Genomic DNA, 22,268 nt, shown 5'->3' with positions numbered 1-22,268 from the left:
CAATGTGTAGCCATATGCAGACAGGTATCACTCTGAAATATAAAAGCTATTTTAAATCAGGGTGTTACGCTGTCTTTGAATGGCGACATTAAGTTTGATGCGTATTGCCCGAAAGCTAGCACTGCGTTGTAATATTTGAAAAGGGAATAACTATTAAAGGTGTAAAATGTTTGCATTTACACCTACCGATAGAGGATTAACGCAGTTAATCCCACACAAGCTCCGCATGTTATGCCTTGATCGAAGATCCGGGCGAAACTCTGAACCGGCAGTTCGGGTATAGATATGCGGTATCTGACGGTGACTCCTAATTTATGTTTGAATCATGTGAGTAATCAGGTGTTTTTTTGATATAAGAATAAAAAATATGAGCAAAAAGACGGGACAGCCAAACCTTTTTATAAATAAACCAAATCAATTCGGCTAGTGTCTTACTTTCCGTTTACGTTTTTCTTGGTTGGGAAATGACTTTAGCAAAGGAAATCAGGGAGTGAATTAAACGACAGTTTAGGTTAATGAGAAGGCTCTGCCTAGATTTCATTAGGCTTGGCCCAGCACATGGATGTGCTGTCCAAGCCGGTGCGTTAAAAAGTTATTGAGCAGACAAGAATAAAAAAACGTTCGGAACGGCACTGTGAGTTATGCGCGAGCATAGTGTCACGAACAAAACTCTCTTTACCTTATTTCTCTTGCTGTTGAGAAGCATGACTCCCTCGAACTGCGAAACTGCGTTTCGGTTTCTCATCGTCTACACGCCGTCAAGGGCGGAATACCAACAATGAAAGTTACACCAAAGCTCACAAGCGAAAGCTTATAAATAACAGATACGACTATCAGGATTACCATGCAAGGCAATCCTGCAAATCACCTATGTTACAAACTCATTAATATTCTCGATTAAAACATCTCGAGCATGACGATCAGCATATATTTATCGAAGGAAAGCCCTACATTGAATTAACTTTTTCAATGAACTGATACTGCTTATCCAACTGACTATAACCTGCCCCGCTGCCTTTACTGACATGAATCTGTTTATTGATGCGCTCTTTAAGCGCCTCGACATGAGAAATCACGCCAATCAGTTTACCGGTTGCATTTAACCTTTCCAGCGCATCTAAGGCGATCTCTAAGGTGTTAGCATCTAAGGTGCCAAATCCTTCATCTAAAAAAAGCGACTCTATCTGCGTCTTATGACTGACTAAATTGGAAAGCGCCAAAGCCAAGCCTAAACTCACTAAGAAGCTTTCCCCGCCGGACAGAGTTTTTACATCCCGCAGCGCATTAGCCTGCCATAAATCAATCACCTGCAGTGCTAAGGGTTCATCAATATTGCGCTGCAGCTGATAACGCTGATGTAAATCTGCCATCTCTTTATTAGCCAGATAAACCAGATTATCCAAGGTTACCCCCTGCGCGAAGGTTCTGAATTTGCTGCCGTCTGCTGAGCCGATCAGTTTATTGAGCATCGCCCACTGCTGCGCACTCTCTTTTTGTTTCACCTGTTCATCCAGCAGTGCCTGCTGCTGCGCTTTTAAACGAACGTCCGCCTGCAGTTTGCCTTTTTTCTCCACCAGCTGTTCACCGATAATTTCAGACTTCGCCCTGTTCACAGAAAGCTCATTTTCTAATACGCTTTGCTCTTGTTCACTGACACTTAATGCGAGATGTTTTTCAAGGCTCTGTTGCGCCGAACTTAAACGGGTTTTCTCTGTGAGTAACTGTTCATCCAACTGCTTTTGCTGCACAAGCAACGCCTGCAACGACTCTTCCGGCAATCGGGAGTTAATGAAGTGAGTCTGATCAATAAAAGGACTGGCGATTAACTGTTTTTCGAAAACAGTCCATAATGTCTGCTGGTTATTTTGTAGTTCTGCCAGATAATTTTTCTGTTCGGTAAGCTGTCCGGATAAACGCGCAGATTGCCCCTGCACATTGTGCAGTTCAGCCATAGCAAGCTCCAGCTGACCCGACAGTTCATTTTTTTCAGATTCAAGCTGCTGGCGAATATGCGCTTGGCTTTGACTACCGAATTCATCTGCTCGATGTTGCAGCTGTTGAGCTAACTGCGACTGATTAGATTGCCATAATGTCTGCAGCTGCTGTAATACACTTTTCTGCTGTGCATACTGCTGCTCCTGCAGTGCTATTTCATGAGCTTGTTTATCGACGAGGCTTTGCAGGGTAATGCTTTGTGTCTGTTGCGACTTATACAAAAGAATTAAACTTTTCTGATTTTCAATCCATGATGCTGGACTGTTAAATAATTTATCTACTTCAGCCTGCTTGTTTAATAACTCATCAGGTAGCTGCTGGCGGATGTACTGCTGATTTTCTTCAAGTTGTGATAAAAGCGCCTGCTGCTCTTTGGCTAAACGCTGCCCTTCATTGTCTGCAACAGCATGCTCGTTATCAAGCTGCAGTAATAACCTTTCATGATCATTGGCTTTTTGAGTTAGCGCCTGTACAGCCTGTTGTAAATCGGGAAGTTGGGCATCGAGCTGTTGAACTTGTTTTTGCAGATTCTCAATATTAAAACGTTTCTCGCCTAAGCGCTGTGTTAACGCAGATAAATCCGCAAAACTGCTCTGCTGATAGGTAAAATCAGATAAATAAGGACTCTTTTCCCATTCACTGAGCTGTGTAGCCAACAGCTGATTAAGATCCGCTGCCTGAATACGCTGTTCAGCGAGCAACTTGGTATCTGTTTTTATCTGATTTTTAAGATCTGAATACTGCTCTCTGATAATATCTAGGCGCTGCTCTTGCAGCGATAGGGCTATTTGCGTTTCCGGTAGATCCAAAGGCTGGTAATCACTTACAGAAGGGTGTTCAATAGATCCGCATAACGGACAAGGCTGCTCTTCCTGTAACAGTTTTTTCAAATCACCCAATTGAGAAATAACCTGCTCTTGTTTTAACAACTTTTGCAGAGCAAGTAGCGCACTTTTACACTCCAGCCCTCCCTGCTCACTGACTATTAATGCCTGCTCATTACCTTTAATGTTTTGCTCTAGTTCAGCACTTTTTTTGTGCAACGCAGCTAATCTTGCACTTGTATCATCGAGCTGCTTTGTTAACGATAAAGCCTGCTGGTTTTGAGACTGTTGATCAAATAGCTCTGTCAGCAGCGTATTGAGTTGCGTAGTGCTGCTAAATTGACCGCTGTCCAATAATGACTCTCTGTGCTGCTGGTGCTGTTGCAGGAGCAACTGCTTTGCATGCAGCGCTTGTGCACTAAGCTTTATCTGCTTATGGACATCCAGCAGTTTATTGTGCAGCACACTTTGTCTTTTCTGCAGCTCAGTACTGCCAGACATAGACTCTTTTAACTGCGACTGCTGCTTAATATATAAAGAAAACTGCTGCTCAATGAGCGGCAAACTTTCCTGAAGCTGATGCGCACTCTGCTGCTTCTGTAACACCTCATTTACGGTTTTTAAGGCCAAATTGTCACTATTTTGTTTAACTAATAAAGTATCCAACGTCTGCTTTGCTGCAACTGCTGTTTTTGTCTGTTTTTCAACTGCCAATTTTTGTTCACTGCATAGCCCGGTTAACTGCTCTATCGCCAAATCTAAAGGCACGAGACGTTCATTGAGCTGTTTCTGCCGAACCGCATGGCTCTCTTGCAGTGACTTCTGCGCTTCAGTTAGACTTTCAACCCGGTATTTGCTTGCTATTAACTGCGTTTCTAATATCTGATTTTTTTGTTCACTGGCAACGATTAACGTCTCGCCAGCTTTAATCTTCTGATCGTTTAATAGCTGACTCTGGTAAGGCGGCTCAAGCAGTTTAGCCTGCTGTGCAAGTTCAATTTGCTGCTGTTTGTCTTTAAAATCAGCGACAGACTGTTGTGCATTTTTTAACAGCGCTAATTGCAGTTCTACCTGTTCTTTTAATGTTTGTGCGGTTTTCAACCACAATAAAGCGCCTTCAATATCTTTTAATACTGTTTGTACACTCTGTTTATCGGCGGCAAGCAGCACAATCTGCTCATTTAACGCTTCAACCTGCTCTTCTGAGAGTACTTCTAATACATCTGCTTTTTTGATTAATAAATCTAATTCCGCCTGAGCCTGTTTATTGCGTTCAAACACGTGCTTAGCGATTTCACAATAAATTTCAGTCCCGGTTAACTCTTCTAACAGTTCTGCGCGATCTTTAGTATTGGCGTTTAAAAACGCGGCAAAACCGCCCTGCGCAAGCAGCATAGATTTTGTAAAGCGGGAAAAATCGAGTCCGGTAAGCTCAATAACCTGCTTTAAGACTTCGCTGCTTTTAGTGCAAAGTACGTCGCCTTCTATGGCGCTTAATTCACAGATAGGTGCCTGCAGTTTCCCGGCAGCACTTTTTCGGGCCCTTTTTTGCTCCCAGAAAACACGGTAACCTTTACCCTTGACGCTAAATTCCACTTCTGCCAAACACTCACTCGTACCGCGGGTCATCAATTCATTTTTACTTTGGGTGATCCTGTCCAGTCGCGGAGTCTGCTGATACAAGGCTAAACAGATCGCATCTAAAATGGTGCTTTTACCTGCACCGGTCTGTCCGGTAATAACAAACAGACCGTTTTCTAAAAAATCAGCATCCTGAAAATCAATTTTCCAATGGCCTTTTAATGAATTTAGGTTTTTAAAGCGTAAAGAAAGAATTTTCATGATTTATGCTCCACTTCAGAGCAGACTTCGGCAAACAGCATAGTTAACTGTTCCCTCTGCTGGTCACTGTAGCTCTCTTCAATCTGTAAACGATGCTGAAACAGATCCGCCGGGGTTAAATTATCCAGCGTTGATTTATCTGCTGCCTGATACTGGTTATTTTCATTAATAGTCGGACTGCTGATTTTTAAAATTTCTATTTCGCTTTCCTGCACCTGTTCATTCAATAACGCATGTACATCGGAAAGATAAAAAGCCTGCTTCAACTTTACCTCTATCCAGGCACTTTCACCGTCTAACTCTTTTTTAAGCAGCTGTAACTGCTCAGTCACAGAATCTAGATCGCCACTGATAACCTGCATCTTCTGAAAAACGGGAATCACCATCTCATTAACGGTTAAGGAATTTTTTTTATCAAACTCAATAATATTAATGTTTTTCTGCTGCTTGGTTTCATCAAAACTCAATGCTATCGGACTGCCGCTATAACGAATATGGTCGTTTTTTTGTACTTTTTGCGCCCGGTGGATATGCCCCAGGGCAATATAATTAAAAGCAGGAAAGAGCGCACAGGGGAAAGCGGTCAGTGTGCCGATATAAATTTCACGCACAGAGTCAGACACACTGCAGCCCACCGCAGTCAGATGCCCGGTTGCAATAATAGGGAGGGTTTGCTCCTTACACTGCGCATTAGCCAGTTCGAAAATAGATTGGTAGGTGTCCGCTATGCCCTGCTGCAGAGAGATCTGTTTATCAGAGGCTGAACTGCCCTGAACACTTTTCATCACATCCGCGGCACGTAAAAAAGGCAGCGCGCAAACTAACGCCAGTGTCTTTTGCTGATCATCCTTAAGCGCAATAACGTGGTCAGATAAATCGTCACTTAATCCGGCTAACACAGAAACATCTAATGCTTTTAATAGATCTTTGTTTTCATTGAGCACGGCCACACTGTCATGATTCCCGGCAAGGATAATGATCTGACGGCAGCAGCTTTTTTGTAACCTGACAATAAAATCGCTGTATAGCTTGCGCGCATAGGAAGGGGGCGATGCGCTATCAAAAATGTCGCCGGCAACGATTAATGCATCTATTTGCTGCTTATTTACCACTTCAACTAACCAGTTTAAAAAAGACAAATGCTCTGATTCTCTGGTTTTCATCATAAAATATTGGCCAAGATGCCAATCAGAAGTATGTAAAATTTTCATTTAAACGCCCGTCAAACTATATAAGTTGTCCAGTTTATCTTTTTAACGGATATAAAACTGCTAATCGGCGAAAAATTACCAATGTTTATACAGATAGAGCTGCGCTGTTGATAAATTTAATAAAAGCTCTCTGGTAAATAGCGCACGTTATCGTCTCGTTGAATTCAATAACAGCTAACGACTTAAGCAAGAAAAATAGTAAGTTACTAAATAAACCTTGATGTTTGTCTAAAATAAAATCAACTTGCTTAGCAAATAGGCAAAAGAAAGAAAAATAACTTTTTTTAACAAAAATTAGTTGACGCACATCACCGATATCCGCATAATGCGGCCCATCGAAACGATGACTGTTTAACAGGAAATGTTGCGATGAAAGTAAAGAATGGCTAAATAGCTCAGCTGGTTAGAGCACATCACTCATAATGATGGGGTCCCAAGTTCAAATCTCGGTTTAGCCACCATTTACTTACAAGTAAAAAGAGTAAATAAAGAGAAAGCAGGTCACTAACAATATGGTGCCCCACTTAAATCTCGGTTTAGCCACCATTTACTTACAAGTAAAAAGAGTAAATAAAATTTACTTTAAAGCTACTGTGCGGAATTGGCGGAATTGGTAGACGCGCTAGATTTAGGTTCTAGTATCGAAGGATGTGAGAGTTCAAGTCTCTCATTCCGCACCATTCTTTATTTAGATAAAGAATTAACAAAGAGAGTCAACTCTTAAAAACAACAATTGGAATATCGCCAAGCGGTAAGCACTGAACGTTAATTACGATCTCGGCATACTGAATGACGTCCAATCAGAGAAAAAATCTCTTTAAAATAACAATTGGGATATCGCCAAGCGGTAAGGCACCGGGTTTTGATCTCGGCATTCAGAGGTTCAAATCCTCTTATCCCAGCCACATTATCTGATTCGTGTAAACGAATTAGAAAACTTGAAGAAGTCTAAACTTAACAACTGGGATATCGCCAAACGGTAATGCACTGAGAGTGTTAATCACGATCTCGGCATTCTGAATGACGGCCTGAAAGAGAAGTAATCTCTTTAAAATAACAACTGGGATATCGCCAAGCGGTAAGGCACCGGGTTTTGATCTCGGCATTCAGAGGTTCAAATCCTCTTATCCCAGCCACATTGATGCGGAAGTGGCGGAATTGGTAGACGCGCTAGATTTAGGTTCTAGTATCTTAGGGTGTGAGAGTTCAAGTCTCTCTTTCCGCACCATTCTTTACTTAGGTAAAGAAATAAACTAACCAGCTTTTGCTGGTTTTTTTATGCCTGTCATAAAATAAAAGATGCACTATATTTAGGCGCAGCCTCTCCCTGAATAGATTTAAACAGCAACTTAATGGCCATCTAGTTGACTCACTTTCCGTTACAGAATAATTAAATTAATTATAATACTGGCCATAAAATGTTAAATTACCCGAGTCAATTTACTTTACAGAGTTAACCGCATGATTATTAAAAAACAGTGGCGTATTTTAACTGTAGGAGATGGGGATTTATCGTTTTCAAATGCGCTATTAAACCACCAGCCAGCAGCATTAACAGCAACTGTTTATGATTCATTAGCCACCATGATTGATAAATATGGGGATCTGTTTTACCAGCAGCTTAAAATGAAAAACACCCCTGTTTTGTTTGAATTTGATGTCTGTAATGCAAATTCCTGGACTGGTTTAGCAAAAAACAGCTTTGATGTGGTGATCTTTCAATTCCCATTATTGCCTGCTTTCGGCTCTTTTTCTGAGTATCAAAATCGCTGTGCCAATATTAATATCAATACCCTTAATCGCCGTTTATTACGTGATTTTTTAATTAATTCATTTAACCATTTTCTTGATCCAAATGGTCAGCAGTTATGTTTTATCACCTCCAAAGATGTGAAACCTTATCGCCAGTGGAATATTGAAAATTCACTTAATTTACAAACAGATATTAATTATTTAGGGTCAATACCTTTTGCTCTGAAAATGTTTCCAGGATATAAAATTCGTAATGTTGATCGCGATAAACATGTTAAAGATACCAAAGGGGTAACTTATGTGTGGAGCCGCCAGCAAAATCATGCGATTTCAGGTAGACTGACAGCAGCGCAGTTTCAAGGAGCTGATTATTGCACTGCTTGTCGCGCAGGCCCCTTTTCAACAGACGTTGATCGTATCGAGCATAATCACTCGAAAAAACATTTGCAAATGATGGCGCTTGAAAGGCTCTGGGCGACCGATATAAGAGATAACCCACAGCAGTTCAATCAGAATTAAATATTGATCTGGTGATTAGCGCCCAATGCCCATAAAAAATTATTAGTAATTTATCACCATTTTTCAACATGTTATTCTATAATTCTAGAGATTAAAAAAGAGAGGATTTTTGTATGTCATCAACATCCAGCCAATCGCAAGGATTATTACTTTTTAAATTATCTCAGTTACAAATTTTTGCGCTGGGCACATTGAAAATTCAAGAGATCATTCCCTATCAACACCTCACTAAAATCCCAAATTCTGAAGGCAATGTACTTGGCGCTGCTTCCATTCGCGGGCAAACATTAACCATTATCGATATGGCGGCGGCTGTTGGCTACCCGCCAATAAGCGAAGCAGAAAAACGTGATTGTGTGATCATAATTACAGACTGTAGCCGCATGCATGTCGGATTTTTAGTTAGAAAAATTGAGCGCATTATCGAATGCAACTGGAAGAATATCGAGCCCCCCCCAAAATCATTAGGCAGTAGAACCTACATTACGGGCATCACCTATTTTGAAGATACGCTTATCCAGCTATTAGATATTGAGTTATTACTTTCTGAGATATTTCCAGATGAAGATGATAATGCAGTTGAAATTAATGGGGTGCAGAAAGGCTTACTACAAAATTCGCATATTCTATTGGTTGATGACTCAGCCGTCGCCCGCAGACAATTAGAGAATGCACTAACGAATATCGACGTCCCTTTTAAAGTTTGCAAAAACGGCAATGATGCACTGGCTGCAATGAAAGAGTACGCTGCAAAAGATAATCCAATTGACATTCTGGTCAGTGATATTGAGATGCCGGGGTTAGATGGTTATGAACTCACTTTTGAAGTACGCAGCGCACCTGAAATTGCTCAAGCTTATATTATTCTGCATACCTCGCTTTCCAGTGAAATGAGCGTGGATCGAGCGAACCAAGTTGGGGCGGACGATGCGCTAACAAAATTTGAGGCACAAGCACTGGTTAATGCAATGCTCAAAGGTGCTGAAAAACGCCAGCAATAATACAGACACAATAAAAACGCCACATTTAACGTGGCGTTTAATCCGCAATAAGACGCTATTTTATAACAAAATTCTGCTCATCGTCCTCAACATCAATATTATTTACTTTATGTTTGTTTTCCCAAAAAGTAGCATTTTTAATCTCTAATTTAATCGGATCAAACGTATAAACCTCTTTGCGTGCTTTACGCTGCAGTTCGTAATCTTTTAATGCTTTAATTGCCGGTTTGCCCATAAAGAAGATAAGCAATAAACCGATAATATTTAACCAGGCCATTAAACCAACGCCGACATCTCCAAGCCCCCAGGCAAGGTTGGCAGTTTTGATCGTGCCATAAAATGTAGCTAGCATTAACACTATTTTTAAAAGGAAAGTAAAGTTGGGTATTTTTAGCGTGCGGCGAAGGTAAGCAACGTTGGTTTCTGCGATATAGTAATATGCCAAAATCGTAGTAAACGCGAAGAAGAATAACGCCATTGCAATAAAGGGCTTACCGGTGCCGGGTAGAACCCTTTCAACTGCTATCTGTGTATAAGCAGGACTGTTAGCGGCGATATCAGCCGCTACATTTTGAATCAGAAAAGTCTCGCCAATACCATGGACGTTATAAGCGCCCGTAATTAAAATAACAAATGCGGTCGCGCTGCAAACAAATAACGTATCAATATAAACGGAGAATGCCTGCACTAAACCTTGCTGCGCAGGGTGTTCAACTTCTGCAGCGGCGGCCGCATGCGGGCCTGTCCCTTGTCCCGCTTCGTTAGAGTACACACCACGCTTCACTCCCCAACCAATCGCAGCCCCTATTCCCGCCATTGGCGTAAAGGCATCGCCCATAATCATGGCAAAAACACGCGGTAGCTCGCTAATGTTAACGGCAATAATAACGCAGGCGACTATGATGTAAGCTAATGCCATAAAGGGCACTACAAACTGGGTAAAAGTTGCAATACGTTTCACGCCGCCAAAAATGATAAAGCCTAAGATTAAAACAATCATTGATGCAGTGGCAATTTTAGTTGAGCCGATCATGCCTATTCCCGTATTGATCATCTCTCCACTGCCAAAAGTTAACTCAAATGCATTACCAATACTGTTTGACTGTACTCCCGGCAGTAGCAGACCACAGGCAAGAATCGTCGCAAGTGCAAATATAATGGCATACCATTTTTGCCCCGTTACTTTTTCAATATAATAAGCGGGTCCACCACGATATTGCCCGTGATCAACTTCTTTATAAATTTGTGCAAGTGTCGACTCTACATATGCTGTCGAAGCGCCTAAAAATGCAACAAGCCACATCCAAAACACGGCACCCGGGCCACCAAAACCGATAGCCGCAGCAACACCTGCGATATTACCGGTACCGACACGACCCGATAATGAAACGGCCAGTGCTTGAAAAGAGGAGATACCGTGCGCAGATGTTTTACCTGAAAGTAGTAATTGGTACATTTCACGAAATAAACGCACTTGTACAAAACGTGTTTGAATTGAATAAAAAAGGCCAGCGGCTAAGCACAAATAAATAAGCGCAGGACTCCAAATAATTCCATTTAAAAAATCCACTATTCCTTGCAAAGTATTCTTCCTTTATTTGTTATGTAGCAGCACCTGCAACGCGTAATTAAGCAAAATAACTCAGCTGCAGACCCGCATTTTCCAGTGATTGACTTTATTGCCAGCGATTGATTTTATTAATAGGCAAGAAAAATAGCACCGAAGCTTAATCAAAGCAAAGAGCCATTGCCAAATTACACTAGTGCACACTGTTTAGCAGCAGTAACGGGCAGCAAGCTGTTAAGAAGAGCTAAGTCGTGCAGCTAGAGTTGCCCGAGGTGAGAGCCAATGAGTTAGGCCTGTATGCTTTTAACGCAGCCTTTGCCTGCCTGTTTTGCTAAATACACCCCTTGATCTGCCATTTTAATTAACTGTTTTATATACTCCATATTATTTTGTTTAGTCGCTACGCCAATACTGACACTGCCCAGCCAAGTCGATTGCCCAAGATCCACTTTAAGCTGTGCCAAGGCATCACACAATAAACGTGCAAGATGCATGGCACCGGCAAAATCGGTCTTTTCGCAAATAACTAAAAATTCATCACCACCCAAACGGCACACAATATCGTCAGTACGCAGCGTTTGCTGCAGTTGCTGGCTAAGTTCAAATAAGACTTTATCACCCGCATCATGGCCATAAGTGTCATTGACCGCTTTAAAATGGTCGATATCGATCATTAAACAAGAAAGTGCCGTGTTTTCCTGCTCGGATTTTTCCCATAATGCAGACAAGTGATCCATCCCGTAACGGCGATTCGGTAAGAGAGTCAACACATCGGTTATTGCGAGTTGTTCAAGCTCTTGATTGGCTTCTAGTAGCGCTTGAGTGCGTTGCTGCACTTTTAATTCGAGTGTTTGATTTAATTCAAGCAACTCTTTATTACGCTCAGATACTTGAGAAAACAGACCACTTAAGGCACTTAATAACGCTTCCGTCGCACTATCAATTTCAGTTCTTTCTGCTTGGTAGGCCTGATCTGCAGTGCAGCCCTTCTTGATTGCTTCAACTTGCCTTGCCATATTTTGGTCCATTCCCAAAATATGATAAACCAACCAGTGTATTAAAAAGTCTAAAAGCTGTCTTGCTAGCGTTATATTTTTGGCTGACATTTGATCGTGCATATATGTCACTTCGAATAAAAAATCTAAATGGGCGGTAATATGTTGATTGTAAAACCGCGGATCAATCCCCACATCCTCCATCATTTTTTCTTCAGCTCGAAAATGATAAACGGTATATTCCTTTAACTCTTGAAATACGCTTTCAATATCATCGAATTGCAATTCATTTTGTGCCAGTAAATCTGCAAATTTATTTATTAACCCCACAAGATAAAAATGTTGCTTATCAACATTTTCAATCCCGGTTACAAAATAGGTGTCCCAACGAAACGACGACATCATTTTCCCTAATATAAATTTCAGTTAATTTGATTATAACCATGGTTAATAGGTAAACAGAAGCACAAAACTTGCTAACCCTGACGAGAGGCGTTATTTTAGATAAAATACCTATTTAGGATCAATTTATGAGTCATATACTTTATTCATTCCGGCGCTGCCCTTATGCGATACGTGCGCGTTTAGCGATAGCCTATAGTCAGCAGAGTGTTCTACTACGAGAAATCAGCTTAAAAATAAAACCGGAGGCGATGCTTGCGTTATCTGCCAAGGGCACGGTGCCCGTTTTACAGTTAGCAGATGGCACTGTACTTGATGAAAGTTTAGATATTATGGCCTGGGCGCTGGAATGCTCTGATCCTGATGGCTGGTTACAGGGGAGCTTAACGGAGATGTTAAGTTTGATTGACGAAAATGATTTTGAATTTAAACATTGGCTCGACAAATACAAATATGCGGATCGTTTTTTAGAACAAACAGCAGATTATTACCGAGAACAAGCAGAAGATTTTTTATTTAAACTCGAAGAGAGACTCACCTTTAACACTTATCTATTTGGCCAAAAAATAGGTCTTGCTGATGTCGCGATATTCCCCTTTATACGTCAGTTTGCCGCGGTTGATAATGTCTGGTTTGCACAAAGTGACTTTCCTCATCTCAAAAATTGGTTAAGCGCTTTTATCGACGGCCCACTGTTCAAATCTGTTATGCAAGAATATCCAGCTTGGCTTGAATCTAAACAGCAAATCACCTTCCCTGAAGAGCAGTAAAGAAACACCTGACTAGACTCAAATTACTGGAAATGCCTCTCCAGTAATTTGAGCGAAACTAAAACCTAGCCTTTATTCACCTCCAATCCCCTTTAAAACATCAAAATATTTGAACAAACCATTCATTTTCTGTCTATTGGTTTATTAAAAATGTTATCTACAATGTATTTGTATTCATCAATCAGTTTTTGCCAATATGAAAAGGAACTTTAAATGCCAGAAGCTGTTAAGCAATATAATCGCACCGCTAAACTCCTGCATTGGGCTTCCGCCCTGCTGATCATTGCGTTATTTGCATTAGGGTTGTGGATGGTTGATCTTACCTATTATAGTGAGTGGTATAACCTAGCCCCTTACTGGCACAAATCTATCGGCCTGTGTTTGTTTGCACTGACCCTGTTTCGCATTATCTGGAAACAGCTAACCGCGGCTCCCGACATTGAGGGGGAAAAATGGGAAGTACAAGGCGCTAAAATAGCGCATTTTAGTCTCTACCTTTTATTGCTGTGCATCTTTATTTCTGGCTATATGATTTCCACTGCAGACGGACGAAGTATCGAACTGTTTAATTGGTTATCAGTACCCGGTTTTGGTTCTTTTTTTGAAAACCAGGAGGATATTGCCGGCGTTATCCATTACTACCTTGCAGTTACATTAATCACTTTAGCAGTGGTTCATGCGCTTGCCGCTTTAAAACACCACTTTATTAACAAAGACAGCACCTTAAATAAAATGCTTCGGATTAAACAACAATAGGAATTTATTAATGAAAAAATTACTTTCAACAGCACTGCTAAGCGCTGCAATACTGGTACCGACGTTTGCCAACGCTGCCGATTACAATATTGATACTAAGGGCGCACATGCTTCAATTAACTTCAAAGTGAGTCACTTGGGTTACAGTTTTATTCAAGGTCGATTTAATAATTTTAACGGTAAATTTAGCTTTGATCCCAAAAATATTGAAGCATCGTCAGTGACGGTAAATGTTGATACGACTAGCCTGGATTCAAACCATGCAGAGCGCGATAAACATATAAAAAGCAGCGATTTTATCAATGCTAGTAAATTTTCAACGGCGCAATTTAGCAGTACAAAAGTAACCAAAAAAGAAAACGGTGGTTTGGCTATTACAGGTAATTTAACACTGCATGGCGTCACCAAAATAATCACTATTGATGCCAACTTTATCGGTGAAGGTAAAGATCCCTGGGGCGGATACCGCGCGGGTTTTGAAGGCACGACACGTCTACAGCTAGAAGACTTTGCCATTACCGTAATGGGGCCTGCTAGTTATGTTGATATGCAATTAAACGTTGAAGGCGTGCGTTTGTAATTTTATCGACTCAAGGGTTCCCTTAACTTTAAAAGGGGCCCTGTTTTAAGATTATGAGCGTAATCTTACTGTTATTAAGACAATGCCATGATCCGTACTTTCACCATCGCGATCAAAGATAGGGTTAATCAGATGCCTGTCATAAGTGTGGTATTCACTTAATTCAAAGAGGCTTGACTGGCAACACGCATCAAACTCATTAGACAGGAGGATATAATCAAGCACCGAGCTTGTAGCCCCGAAATAATGGGTTGGTTTACGTGTTATCTGCTTGCTGTCATTATCGGTCGCTTGGAGCAGATCCCATGAATCTTTTAGGCAATATTTAGCAAGAAAGGCGTCACACTCAAATTTTGAAGTAAAGCGTAATGAGTCTGTAATGAGATGCGTTAAGACACCATCAGATAACGTATTATTAAAATCGCCCATCAAGATCATCGGCAGTCCTGATTTCTCGCGGCGAGCTATCATATTAACGAGTAACAGAGCCGCTTCTGAGCCGCGTTGAATTGTCGCCCCCCAACCACCAGACACTTGCGCCTTAAGTTTCTCTATAATGTTTTTTTCTGCTGATAAATCAGCACGATTATCAAAATCAAACAGAGGTCGTTTGGATTTAAAATGAACCACGTAACAATCACAATCTCCGATATGCGGTAACTCCACCGTCGCCCGCAGCACTTTCCGGCTAAAAGAGAAATCATCCGTTAAACCCATCGCTACGGCCAGAGAACTATCCGCTTTTAGCGCTTGAACCTCTTTAATCGGATAACGTGAGGCAATCGCCACCACGGGGCTTTTGCAGATAAAATCATCCACTATTTCAGGTTTATCTACCACAGCAAAATAGTGATAGCCATGCAGTAGGACCAGTTCACGTAATGACTCAGGACTAAACACCTCCTGAAAGCCAATCACATCGGGCTGGAATTCGTCGAGGTAATCACCAATCCAGCGCTGTTTCTTCGCCCACTGGGGGGCACTGTAAATACGCTCAAAATCATAATAAGCAAACGGCGGTTCAAGGTAATTAAAGAGATTGAAGGTAGCGATTTTGAGCTGAGAATGGGTCACAAACTCATTTGAACTTTGCACGTTTTCATAATCAGATAGCTTATTTACTGGCAATTTATTTTCCCGGATGAGAGTGAGTAGTGGATTATAACTGAATCTATTGGTAGTTGTTATGCGGATCCGGCTTTGAGAAGATTAACGACAGTGATAGGGGGTGGGAGCGAAGCATGTCACAACGGTTTTTAGCAAATAAAAATGGAGAGCCATTTTACTGACTCTCCATTTTTGAGTGCGCTTAAATGATCTACTTAAGATTACTCAGCACATTTACTCACCATTAGCTTATTAGGTGAACCGTCATTATTGACGCTGAAGCTAAATACGTAATCCCCTGCTTCTGGAATAGCGATAGGAGATTCAGTTCCTTCTCCAGCAGCAACCGCAGCGGTTTGCTCCTGACCAAGGATCACTGCCGCGCCACCTGTGACAGCGAACTGATCTGTCCACAACTCATTAGCAAATTTAAAGCCATAAGAGGCAACATTTCCCTCATTTACCACAACCTGATAAGTGTTCAGCCCTTTGTAACTAAACTGACGTAATACGGGTGTGTCTGCAAAATTATTCCCGCCTTCATAATTACCGCGAATATACATAGTACTTGCCAGTGGAGCTGTCTCGTTGGAATCGGGATTATCACAAGCAGCCATAAACCCGTCGCCAGTAATAGGTCCTGCAGGAGCGGTTTGTGGGCCTTCTGCGGTTGGCGAGTCTATGTTGAGCAATAAAGATTCAAATGGTGCTAAGGTCAGAGTGTAAACATCACCCGCAATATTCGTAACGACATCAGTCTGCAGATCCGTCAATGTACCATTACTACCAATGGCAGTTTCAGTAAGCGATAATGTGACTGTGTTGTTTTTTGCATTTAGCAGATAGAGAATATGGTTCTCTGTTGTATCTTTACGATCAATATAAATATCAGTATCAGAGTAGATATGCGTACGCGCACCATTATATAGTGCAGGGTTAGCATTTCGCGCTGTCATCAAAGCGCTGAGATAACTTTTAAGATCTTCTTGATTGCTGTTTAATGTAACCTCCGTGACCCCTTCTATTTTCGCACTACTGCGTGCGACATGATCATCACATTGACCGGTATCACCTGCACAAGGCTCCAAACGGTCAGCAAAATTAGCTACTTCATCACCAATCTCTTCACCATAATAAAGTGTAATTGGACCGGAATAAGCAGCCATAAAGCTAAAGGCACCTTTATGTCTTGACCAGTACTCACTCTCAGTTGGCTCGCTAATGTCACCACGCTGCAGCAGATCACCAAAGCGGACCAAGTCATGGTTACCTAGCATTAGGTTAGGCATAGCCTGATCGGGATAAGCAAGGTGAGTCGCAAATCCACTATTTAACGTTGATGCAGGGCGGTTACCCGTTCCACTCTCTTCCACTGCAAAAGTCTGCACCATACTGTAACGCATCGGGAAGTCAAACGCAGAAGGCAATGCTGGCGCGCTGTTGCTGCCATAACCTTGTGCAGCAATCTCATTTTGACCGCTCCAAATCTCCGCCACCATATACCCCAGTGGATTTACCGTGTTACCGTTTGCATCTGTGTAAGTTACATTGGCAGAAGCAGTTTCCACCGTTTGACGTAGTTCAGCCCACTGCGCAACTGGCACCTGGTATGCCTGATCTAAACGCCAGCCATCAATTTTAAGTTCATTGATCCAATAACTCGCAACCTCTTTATAAAAGGCTAAATCTTTCGGATACTCAGATTCAAAGCCGACGCCACCTTGATCTATGTAATTAGTAGGTGTCAGCCCGTTAGGCGAGGCTGCGACATTACCTTTATGGTGACCAAATACGCCATCAAAAAATACATATAACCCTTTTGCGTGAGCTGCATTAACTAATTCTCTCGCTTTATCCATGTCACCAAATTTGGTATCAATGTTAAAGTAATCGCTGGTAAAATAACCAGTTGCATCCAAACGGTCGACCCACTCCGTTTGACCCGCTTTTACGGTTGATTGAAAAATGGGGGTTAGCCAAATAGCGTTGACGCCCAACCCTTTAATATAATCAAGCGAGTCAATAATCCCCTGCAGATCACCTTCATGATGACTGGTTCCATAACCTGTGCCGTAGCCAATATTGCTGTCGCCATCAACAAAAGATTCCACCATAATCTGATAGGTTATAAGTCCACAGGTTTTATCCACCGCTGCATCACCGTGATAACAGGCTAGTCTATCCTCTTGTGCAGTACTCGCTTGGGTGATATCAATACTGATATTTTTACTGACTGGGACAACTACTGTATCACCACCGCCTCCGCCACAAGCAGACAAGGTTAAAGCCAGCGTCAATGCCAGCGAAATTTTTGAAAATGGATGTTTCATATTACGTCCTTGTTAAAATTAATAAATCGACTACGCAGATTTAACCATACTTGCCGTAAAGAAGCTGAAAAATAGAGAAAATATTGTTGCAAAAGTAGATCCACTTTACAAAAGTGAATATAGGAAGCGCTTACAAAAAAGCAGTGGGTTAAAGGAAGATAAATATCTGCAGACTATTTTATAATTTTCGACATGAAAGACGAATAATCTGCTTATTTCAGAAGAGTAAGGATAGGCTTAACAGCGCCTGTAATATAAATAAAACCGTAGCGCTTAATGTAATAAATGTGGAATTTTCACTAAGCATAAGAGGTAATTAGGATAAAAAAGGGAAAATTCCTGGTCAGTTTATTGTTTTCTATATGTTAACCGATAGATAATAGCGCAGTTAACGGCGTAATTCTCCATCGATTTTTAGCGCTTTAATCTAAATTTATTAACTCATTTATTTGCGAAACAGAGGTTAAACTGTGTAGATAACCGAAACCTGCGTCATCGAGTTCCACATGACCAACAGAAGAGGTCGCAAATGCAGGCACACCTGCAGCAGGAACCAACTCCCCGACTATGTAACCGACTAACGGCAGATGTGAAACAATAAGTAGGTTTTTTACCCCAGATGCTTGCAGCGCTAAAATCTCATTAACTGATTTACGTGCACTGCCACTTGGCGTTAAAAATTTAATGGTTTGAACATTGGTTATTTCAGGGAAAAATGGTCGCACCGACTCCCATGTTTGCTGGGCACGTAAATATGGGCTTACCAACACAGCATCAAAGCAAATGTTTTGATTAGCTAAATAAGTGGCCATTATTTCTGATTCACAACGACCGAGAAAGGTTAGTGCTCGCTCTGCATCAGAGGGCGCTTTCATCTCAGCCTGCCCGTGACGCATAATATAAATCTGCATATTTTTTCCTCGCACCATAAAAACGCCACTAAGACCTAAACCTATATACCCAAACTATCTGCAAATGCTGATTACTGCATATTCAGATGGCTTAGGTATAGAGGCTATCAGTATATTACTTTATCTACTAGTGCTTTGACTTTACTTTATAAAACTGTGATTATTCCTCGACGGGTGTTTCGCCAAGAAATTTCAAAATAACAATCGCCACCAAAAATACAGCAGTAAAACCTGCAATAAAAATAGTTGGCATGGCGAGATAGCCAAGAATATGCCAAATGATCGACTCTAATGCGCTCATGTTGATCCCTCTATTTAAGTTAAATCAATGTTAATGATACGTAGAAACAGAGAAAAAAACATGTGCAAAATCATAAAAACAATATTTCCATCGCGCGAGTACTCATCCGGAGTATTTGTTAGCGCGTTAATTACGATTATTTTACCGCGCTTAATGGAACTTTTTTATCTTGAAGTTGACTGTTAATGGCAGTATATTTTTTCTTATCTTAATTTAAGCAGATGATAAACATGGCAAAAAAACAACTTGACGCGTTAAGGATTTACCTTAACAAAATGATTTTAGGACAAAGTGAACTGGTCGATGGTTTATTAATTGCGCTACTTGCTGATGGTCACATTCTTGTTGAAGGTCCACCAGGGCTTGCTAAAACCCGCGCAATCAACGCGTTATCAGAAGGTATTGAAGGAGATTTTCATCGCATTCAATTTACTCCCGATCTATTACCTTCCGATTTAACAGGTACCGATATTTTTCGCCAAGAAACCGGCGAATTTATTTTTGAAAAAGGTCCGCTATTTCATAATTTGATTCTTGCTGATGAAATAAACCGAGCGCCCGCTAAAGTACAATCGGCATTATTAGAGGCGATGGCAGAGCATCAAATTACCGTCGGTAAAAAAACCTATCAGTTACCTGAGCTGTTTTTAGTGATGGCGACACAGAATCCCATTGAGCAGGAAGGCACTTATCCGCTACCCGAGGCGCAATTAGACCGCTTTATTATGCACCTTGAATTAGACTATCCGGATGCCGCGACCGAAAAAGAAATTTTAAGACTCAATCATAAAGAGATTTTAAAAGAGACCGTTGCCGAGATAACGCCATTACTCAATGAGCAGATATTTGCTATCCGCAAAGAGATAATGACCATTAATATTGCGCCGCATCTAGAGCAGTATTTAATTGATCTGATTATCGCGACACGTCAACCCGAACGTTATGGCGTGCAGTTAAAAGAGTGGATAAGTTACGGTGCCAGCCCTCGCGCAACATTGGCCTTGATGCGCACAGCAAAGGCACGCGCTTGGCTTGATAACCGTGATTACGTGATGCCAGATGATATTATTCGAAATCTCTATCCGGTTTTACGGCATCGACTGATTTTAAGTTATGAAGCAGAGGCGCAAGGTATTAATGCAAATCGTGTTATTAAAGAGATTATCAATCAGGTAGCGATTCCAGCTTAATGAATACCACTAAACCAGCACTATTTGCTAACAGCCCTTACCTTACGGGAGTTGATGTTAGTCTCTCTGAACTGCTCAGTTATAAGCAGCAGGCAAAGCTGCGTCTGCAGCCAATTGCCAGTGCCGCCTATCGGCAACTATCTGGTAATTACCTGGCAAAAATCAAGGGCCGCGGTATGGAATTTGCCGAAGTCCGCCGTTATCAATCGGGTGATGATATACGTACTATTGATTGGGCGGTCACCGCTCGAACTGGCAAGGCGCATACCAAACTGTTCCAGGAGGAGAAAGAGCGCCCGGTTTTTATTTTATTAGATCTGTCCGACAGTATGATTTTTGGCAGTCAGTTCGTATTTAAATCTGTACAGGCCTGTCATCTGGCTGCGCTGCTGAGTTGGCAAGCGAAACAGCGTAATGACCGTTTGGGCGGAATTGTATTTAACCAGCAAGAGGTCGCGGAGCTAAAACCCACAGGCAGAAGCAAAGGGTTAATGACTTTTCTGCATCACAGTGAACGTTTGTGCAACGCGCGCCCTTTTAAATCAGAGACCAGTGCGCAGCCATTATTGATGCAACTGAAACGACTTTCACGTTTAGTACAAACCGGCTGTCAAATTCATTTAATCAGTGATTTTTCACAGCTCGATGACAATTGCCAAAAATTGATCAATCAGATGCGCCGACATAATCAGATCAATGCCTGGTTAATCAATGATCCCTTGGAGAGCGTTTTACCAAAAGATGCGCAGCAGGCAAGTCTGAAAATAAATAGTCTCTATGGCAGCGGTTTTATCAAACAAAAGGACGCCCTGCAGCAATACCAAGAGGCGGCCTGTGAGCGTCAGGAAAAAGTGCACAGCATATTTACCAAACAGGGGATTCCGCTCTATCAACTGTCGGCATCTATCTCATTAATGGAGCAGTTTCATGCCGCTCAATAATCAAAATCCGCTCGCACAACTTCACGATATTATCACGCCAAGTGCCCCCAGCTTCTGGCCACCCGCCCCACTCTATTGGTTGTTATTGATAATCTCTATAGTATTGATTACAGGCGCTATCTACCTTTATAAGCGAGTAAAATCCGAGCGCCAAAAATACCAGATGGCGTTATCTAAACTGCAACAACTCAAAGATGAGGGTGCTGATTTTATCGCGTTAAATAAGCTTGTTAAAGGTGTAGCCCTATTATATTTCCCGCGTCAACAGGTGGCATCACTGCACGGCGAGCAGTGGTTTGATTTCCTGCATACCTATTCAGAGCGCCCCCTTTTTGGGAGCAAACCGCTATTTCTGCAGCGCCTTTATAATAACCGCGATCAAAGCTGCGCTAGTGATGATTTTGAACAGGTTAAGATATGGATAAAAAAACTGCCTCAGCAAATAAAAAAACAGCAAAAAGAGTGTAAAAATAATGTTTGAATTTGTTTATTTATGGGTGTTTCTGCTACTGCCCCTGCCACTGGCGGTACGCTATTTTTTACGCGCAAAAAAGCGTGATTATACACAAGTTTGGATCCCCTTGGCGCGAGGCTTAACTGGCCAGCAATCACAGTTACAAAAGAGTCCGTTGATCGCGCTTATCCCGTGGCTGGCTTGGCTATTACTATTAAGTGCCCTAGCGAAACCTATCTGGTTTGGCGAGCCTATCCGCCTGCAGCAGCAAAGCCGCGATATGGTTTTATCACTGGATCTCTCCGGCAGTATGCAGGAAGTCGATATGCCGTTAAACGGCAAGACAGTAGATCGCCTAACCTTAGTTAAAGATCTCTTAAAAACATTTATCGGCAAACGTCATGGAGACAGGCTCGGGCTGATTTTATTTGCAGATCATGCTTATCTGCAAACGCCATTGACCTTTGATCTTAAAACCATTAGCCAGATGGTCGATGAAACTGAGATTGGCTTGGTCGGCAATCGCACTGCGATTGGCGAATCGATAGCCATGGCCATTAAACGCTTTGTAGAAAATAAAAATGAACAACGCGTGATGATTTTAATTACCGATGGCGCCAATACAGCCGGTACCATCAAACCAATAATGGCGGCCAAACAAGCAGCCAAAAACAATATTACTATCTATACCATAGGTATCGGTGCAGACGAGATGGTGAAACGTACGCTGTTTGGACGTCAGCGTATTAACCCATCGGCAGATCTTGATGAAAAAACCTTAACTGAAATTGCCAAGCTCACCGGAGGACAATATTTTAGA

Annotated in this window: 17 protein-coding genes and 5 tRNA genes; 14 read left to right on the top strand and 8 right to left on the bottom strand. The window is 41.7% G+C overall.

All coding sequences use genetic code 11. The annotated features are described in order from the left end of the window. Window positions 1-947: 947 nt before the first annotated feature. Entirely contained in the window at window positions 948-4,661 is a 3,714-nt protein-coding gene (locus ACJAT7_RS11400; RefSeq protein ID WP_415226923.1) for an AAA family ATPase, read from the bottom strand. After that, window positions 4,658-5,872 (bottom strand): exonuclease subunit SbcD, encoded by a 1,215-nt coding sequence (gene sbcD / locus ACJAT7_RS11395; RefSeq protein WP_415226922.1) that lies wholly within the window; start codon window positions 5,870-5,872, stop codon window positions 4,658-4,660. The genes ACJAT7_RS11400 and sbcD overlap by 4 nt, the downstream gene beginning before the upstream one ends. 384 nt (window positions 5,873-6,256) lie before the next feature. Here sbcD and ACJAT7_RS11390 point away from each other — a divergent pair. The 7 genes from ACJAT7_RS11390 to ACJAT7_RS11360 all read left to right on the top strand — a co-directional run bounded on the left by ACJAT7_RS11390 (window position 6,257) and on the right by ACJAT7_RS11360 (window position 9,144). Beyond that, a tRNA-Met gene (locus ACJAT7_RS11390) sits at window positions 6,257-6,333 on the top strand. Window positions 6,334-6,467: 134 nt separating this feature from the next. Continuing rightward, window positions 6,468-6,552, top strand: a tRNA-Leu gene (locus tag ACJAT7_RS11385). Between the two features lie 150 nt (window positions 6,553-6,702). Further along, window positions 6,703-6,777: transfer RNA gene (locus ACJAT7_RS11380), tRNA-Gln, on the top strand. Window positions 6,778-6,933: 156 nt separating this feature from the next. Then, window positions 6,934-7,008: transfer RNA gene (locus tag ACJAT7_RS11375), tRNA-Gln, on the top strand. A 7-nt stretch (window positions 7,009-7,015) separates the two neighbouring features. Further along, a tRNA-Leu gene (locus ACJAT7_RS11370) sits at window positions 7,016-7,100 on the top strand. Between the two features lie 233 nt (window positions 7,101-7,333). Next, window positions 7,334-8,143 carry a class I SAM-dependent methyltransferase gene (locus ACJAT7_RS11365; RefSeq protein ID WP_415226921.1) on the top strand — a complete coding sequence of 270 codons (810 nt, stop codon included), beginning with the start codon at window positions 7,334-7,336 and terminating at the stop codon, window positions 8,141-8,143. 113 nt (window positions 8,144-8,256) lie between these two features. Further along, on the top strand, window positions 8,257-9,144 hold the full coding sequence (locus ACJAT7_RS11360) for a chemotaxis protein (protein WP_415226920.1): 888 nt from the start codon (window positions 8,257-8,259) through the stop codon (window positions 9,142-9,144). Window positions 9,145-9,199: 55 nt separating this feature from the next. Here ACJAT7_RS11360 and ACJAT7_RS11355 read toward each other — a convergent pair whose 3' ends face one another. Both ACJAT7_RS11355 and ACJAT7_RS11350 read right to left on the bottom strand, forming a co-directional pair. Further along, window positions 9,200-10,726 (bottom strand): alanine/glycine:cation symporter family protein, encoded by a 1,527-nt coding sequence (locus tag ACJAT7_RS11355; protein WP_415226919.1) that lies wholly within the window; start codon window positions 10,724-10,726, stop codon window positions 9,200-9,202. Between the two features lie 272 nt (window positions 10,727-10,998). Next, entirely contained in the window at window positions 10,999-12,108 is a 1,110-nt protein-coding gene (locus ACJAT7_RS11350) for a GGDEF domain-containing protein (RefSeq protein WP_415226918.1), read from the bottom strand. Between the two features lie 128 nt (window positions 12,109-12,236). On the opposite strand from ACJAT7_RS11350, the gene ACJAT7_RS11345 reads away from it, so the two are divergent. The 3 genes from ACJAT7_RS11345 to ACJAT7_RS11335 all read left to right on the top strand — a co-directional run bounded on the left by ACJAT7_RS11345 (window position 12,237) and on the right by ACJAT7_RS11335 (window position 14,214). After that, the gene (locus ACJAT7_RS11345) at window positions 12,237-12,878 is read left to right on the top strand and encodes a glutathione S-transferase (RefSeq protein ID WP_415226917.1); all 642 of its coding nucleotides are present in this window, start codon (window positions 12,237-12,239) and stop codon (window positions 12,876-12,878) included. A gap of 213 nt (window positions 12,879-13,091) precedes the next feature. Then, entirely contained in the window at window positions 13,092-13,634 is a 543-nt protein-coding gene (locus ACJAT7_RS11340; RefSeq protein ID WP_415226916.1) for a cytochrome b, read from the top strand. A gap of 10 nt (window positions 13,635-13,644) precedes the next feature. Then, the gene (locus ACJAT7_RS11335) at window positions 13,645-14,214 is read left to right on the top strand and encodes a YceI family protein (RefSeq protein ID WP_415226915.1); all 570 of its coding nucleotides are present in this window, start codon (window positions 13,645-13,647) and stop codon (window positions 14,212-14,214) included. 51 nt (window positions 14,215-14,265) lie between these two features. Here the strand turns inward: ACJAT7_RS11335 and ACJAT7_RS11330 are convergent, their stop codons facing one another. The 4 genes from ACJAT7_RS11330 to ACJAT7_RS11315 all read right to left on the bottom strand — a co-directional run bounded on the left by ACJAT7_RS11330 (window position 14,266) and on the right by ACJAT7_RS11315 (window position 18,863). Next, window positions 14,266-15,342 carry an endonuclease/exonuclease/phosphatase family protein gene (locus tag ACJAT7_RS11330; protein ID WP_415226914.1) on the bottom strand — a complete coding sequence of 359 codons (1,077 nt, stop codon included), beginning with the start codon at window positions 15,340-15,342 and terminating at the stop codon, window positions 14,266-14,268. A 200-nt stretch (window positions 15,343-15,542) separates the two neighbouring features. Next, window positions 15,543-17,651, bottom strand: coding sequence for an alpha-amylase family glycosyl hydrolase (locus tag ACJAT7_RS11325; protein ID WP_415226913.1), 2,109 nt, complete (start codon window positions 17,649-17,651; stop codon window positions 15,543-15,545). 422 nt (window positions 17,652-18,073) lie between these two features. Beyond that, window positions 18,074-18,562 carry a phosphohistidine phosphatase SixA gene (sixA, locus tag ACJAT7_RS11320; RefSeq protein ID WP_415226912.1) on the bottom strand — a complete coding sequence of 163 codons (489 nt, stop codon included), beginning with the start codon at window positions 18,560-18,562 and terminating at the stop codon, window positions 18,074-18,076. Between the two features lie 160 nt (window positions 18,563-18,722). Further along, on the bottom strand, window positions 18,723-18,863 hold the full coding sequence (locus ACJAT7_RS11315) for a TIGR02808 family protein (protein ID WP_415226911.1): 141 nt from the start codon (window positions 18,861-18,863) through the stop codon (window positions 18,723-18,725). A 230-nt stretch (window positions 18,864-19,093) separates the two neighbouring features. Here ACJAT7_RS11315 and ACJAT7_RS11310 point away from each other — a divergent pair, with 230 nt between their 5' ends. The 4 genes from ACJAT7_RS11310 to ACJAT7_RS11295 form a co-directional block, all read left to right on the top strand. Beyond that, complete coding sequence (locus ACJAT7_RS11310) at window positions 19,094-20,053, top strand: AAA family ATPase (RefSeq protein ID WP_415226910.1); 960 nt, start codon at window positions 19,094-19,096, stop codon at window positions 20,051-20,053. Then, complete coding sequence (locus tag ACJAT7_RS11305) at window positions 20,053-20,994, top strand: DUF58 domain-containing protein (RefSeq protein ID WP_415226909.1); 942 nt, start codon at window positions 20,053-20,055, stop codon at window positions 20,992-20,994. The genes ACJAT7_RS11310 and ACJAT7_RS11305 overlap by 1 nt, the downstream gene beginning before the upstream one ends. Next, window positions 20,981-21,475, top strand: coding sequence for a DUF4381 domain-containing protein (locus tag ACJAT7_RS11300; protein WP_415226908.1), 495 nt, complete (start codon window positions 20,981-20,983; stop codon window positions 21,473-21,475). The genes ACJAT7_RS11305 and ACJAT7_RS11300 overlap by 14 nt, the downstream gene beginning before the upstream one ends. Further along, window positions 21,468-22,268: VWA domain-containing protein (locus ACJAT7_RS11295; protein WP_415226907.1), on the top strand; the 801-nt coding region annotated here is incomplete at its 3' end. The genes ACJAT7_RS11300 and ACJAT7_RS11295, both read left to right, overlap by 8 nt.

The organism is Psychromonas sp., assembly GCF_047632995.1.
In the GTDB taxonomy this organism is placed as follows: Bacteria; Pseudomonadota; Gammaproteobacteria; order Enterobacterales; family Psychromonadaceae; genus Psychromonas.
The sequence above is the reverse complement of the archived record's forward strand: the minus strand, read 5'-3'. Positions and strand labels throughout refer to the sequence as shown.

Excerpts from the sequence above, each read along its gene's own strand:
- ACJAT7_RS11400 (WP_415226923.1), bottom strand. The coding sequence starts at position 4,661 with ATGAAAATTCTTTCTTTACGCTTTAAAAACCTAAATTCATTAAAAGGC.
- ACJAT7_RS11310 (WP_415226910.1), top strand. The coding sequence starts at position 19,094 with ATGGCAAAAAAACAACTTGACGCGTTAAGGATTTACCTTAACAAAATG.
- ACJAT7_RS11325 (WP_415226913.1), bottom strand. The coding sequence starts at position 17,651 with ATGAAACATCCATTTTCAAAAATTTCGCTGGCATTGACGCTGGCTTTA.
- ACJAT7_RS11300 (WP_415226908.1), top strand. The coding sequence starts at position 20,981 with ATGCCGCTCAATAATCAAAATCCGCTCGCACAACTTCACGATATTATC.
- sixA (WP_415226912.1), bottom strand. The coding sequence starts at position 18,562 with ATGCAGATTTATATTATGCGTCACGGGCAGGCTGAGATGAAAGCGCCC.
- sbcD (WP_415226922.1), bottom strand. The coding sequence starts at position 5,872 with ATGAAAATTTTACATACTTCTGATTGGCATCTTGGCCAATATTTTATG.
- ACJAT7_RS11340 (WP_415226916.1), top strand. The coding sequence starts at position 13,092 with ATGCCAGAAGCTGTTAAGCAATATAATCGCACCGCTAAACTCCTGCAT.
- ACJAT7_RS11335 (WP_415226915.1), top strand. The coding sequence starts at position 13,645 with ATGAAAAAATTACTTTCAACAGCACTGCTAAGCGCTGCAATACTGGTA.
- ACJAT7_RS11305 (WP_415226909.1), top strand. The coding sequence starts at position 20,053 with ATGAATACCACTAAACCAGCACTATTTGCTAACAGCCCTTACCTTACG.
- ACJAT7_RS11350 (WP_415226918.1), bottom strand. The coding sequence starts at position 12,108 with ATGTCGTCGTTTCGTTGGGACACCTATTTTGTAACCGGGATTGAAAAT.
- ACJAT7_RS11315 (WP_415226911.1), bottom strand. The coding sequence starts at position 18,863 with ATGAGCGCATTAGAGTCGATCATTTGGCATATTCTTGGCTATCTCGCC.
- ACJAT7_RS11360 (WP_415226920.1), top strand. The coding sequence starts at position 8,257 with ATGTCATCAACATCCAGCCAATCGCAAGGATTATTACTTTTTAAATTA.
- ACJAT7_RS11345 (WP_415226917.1), top strand. The coding sequence starts at position 12,237 with ATGAGTCATATACTTTATTCATTCCGGCGCTGCCCTTATGCGATACGT.
- ACJAT7_RS11365 (WP_415226921.1), top strand. The coding sequence starts at position 7,334 with ATGATTATTAAAAAACAGTGGCGTATTTTAACTGTAGGAGATGGGGAT.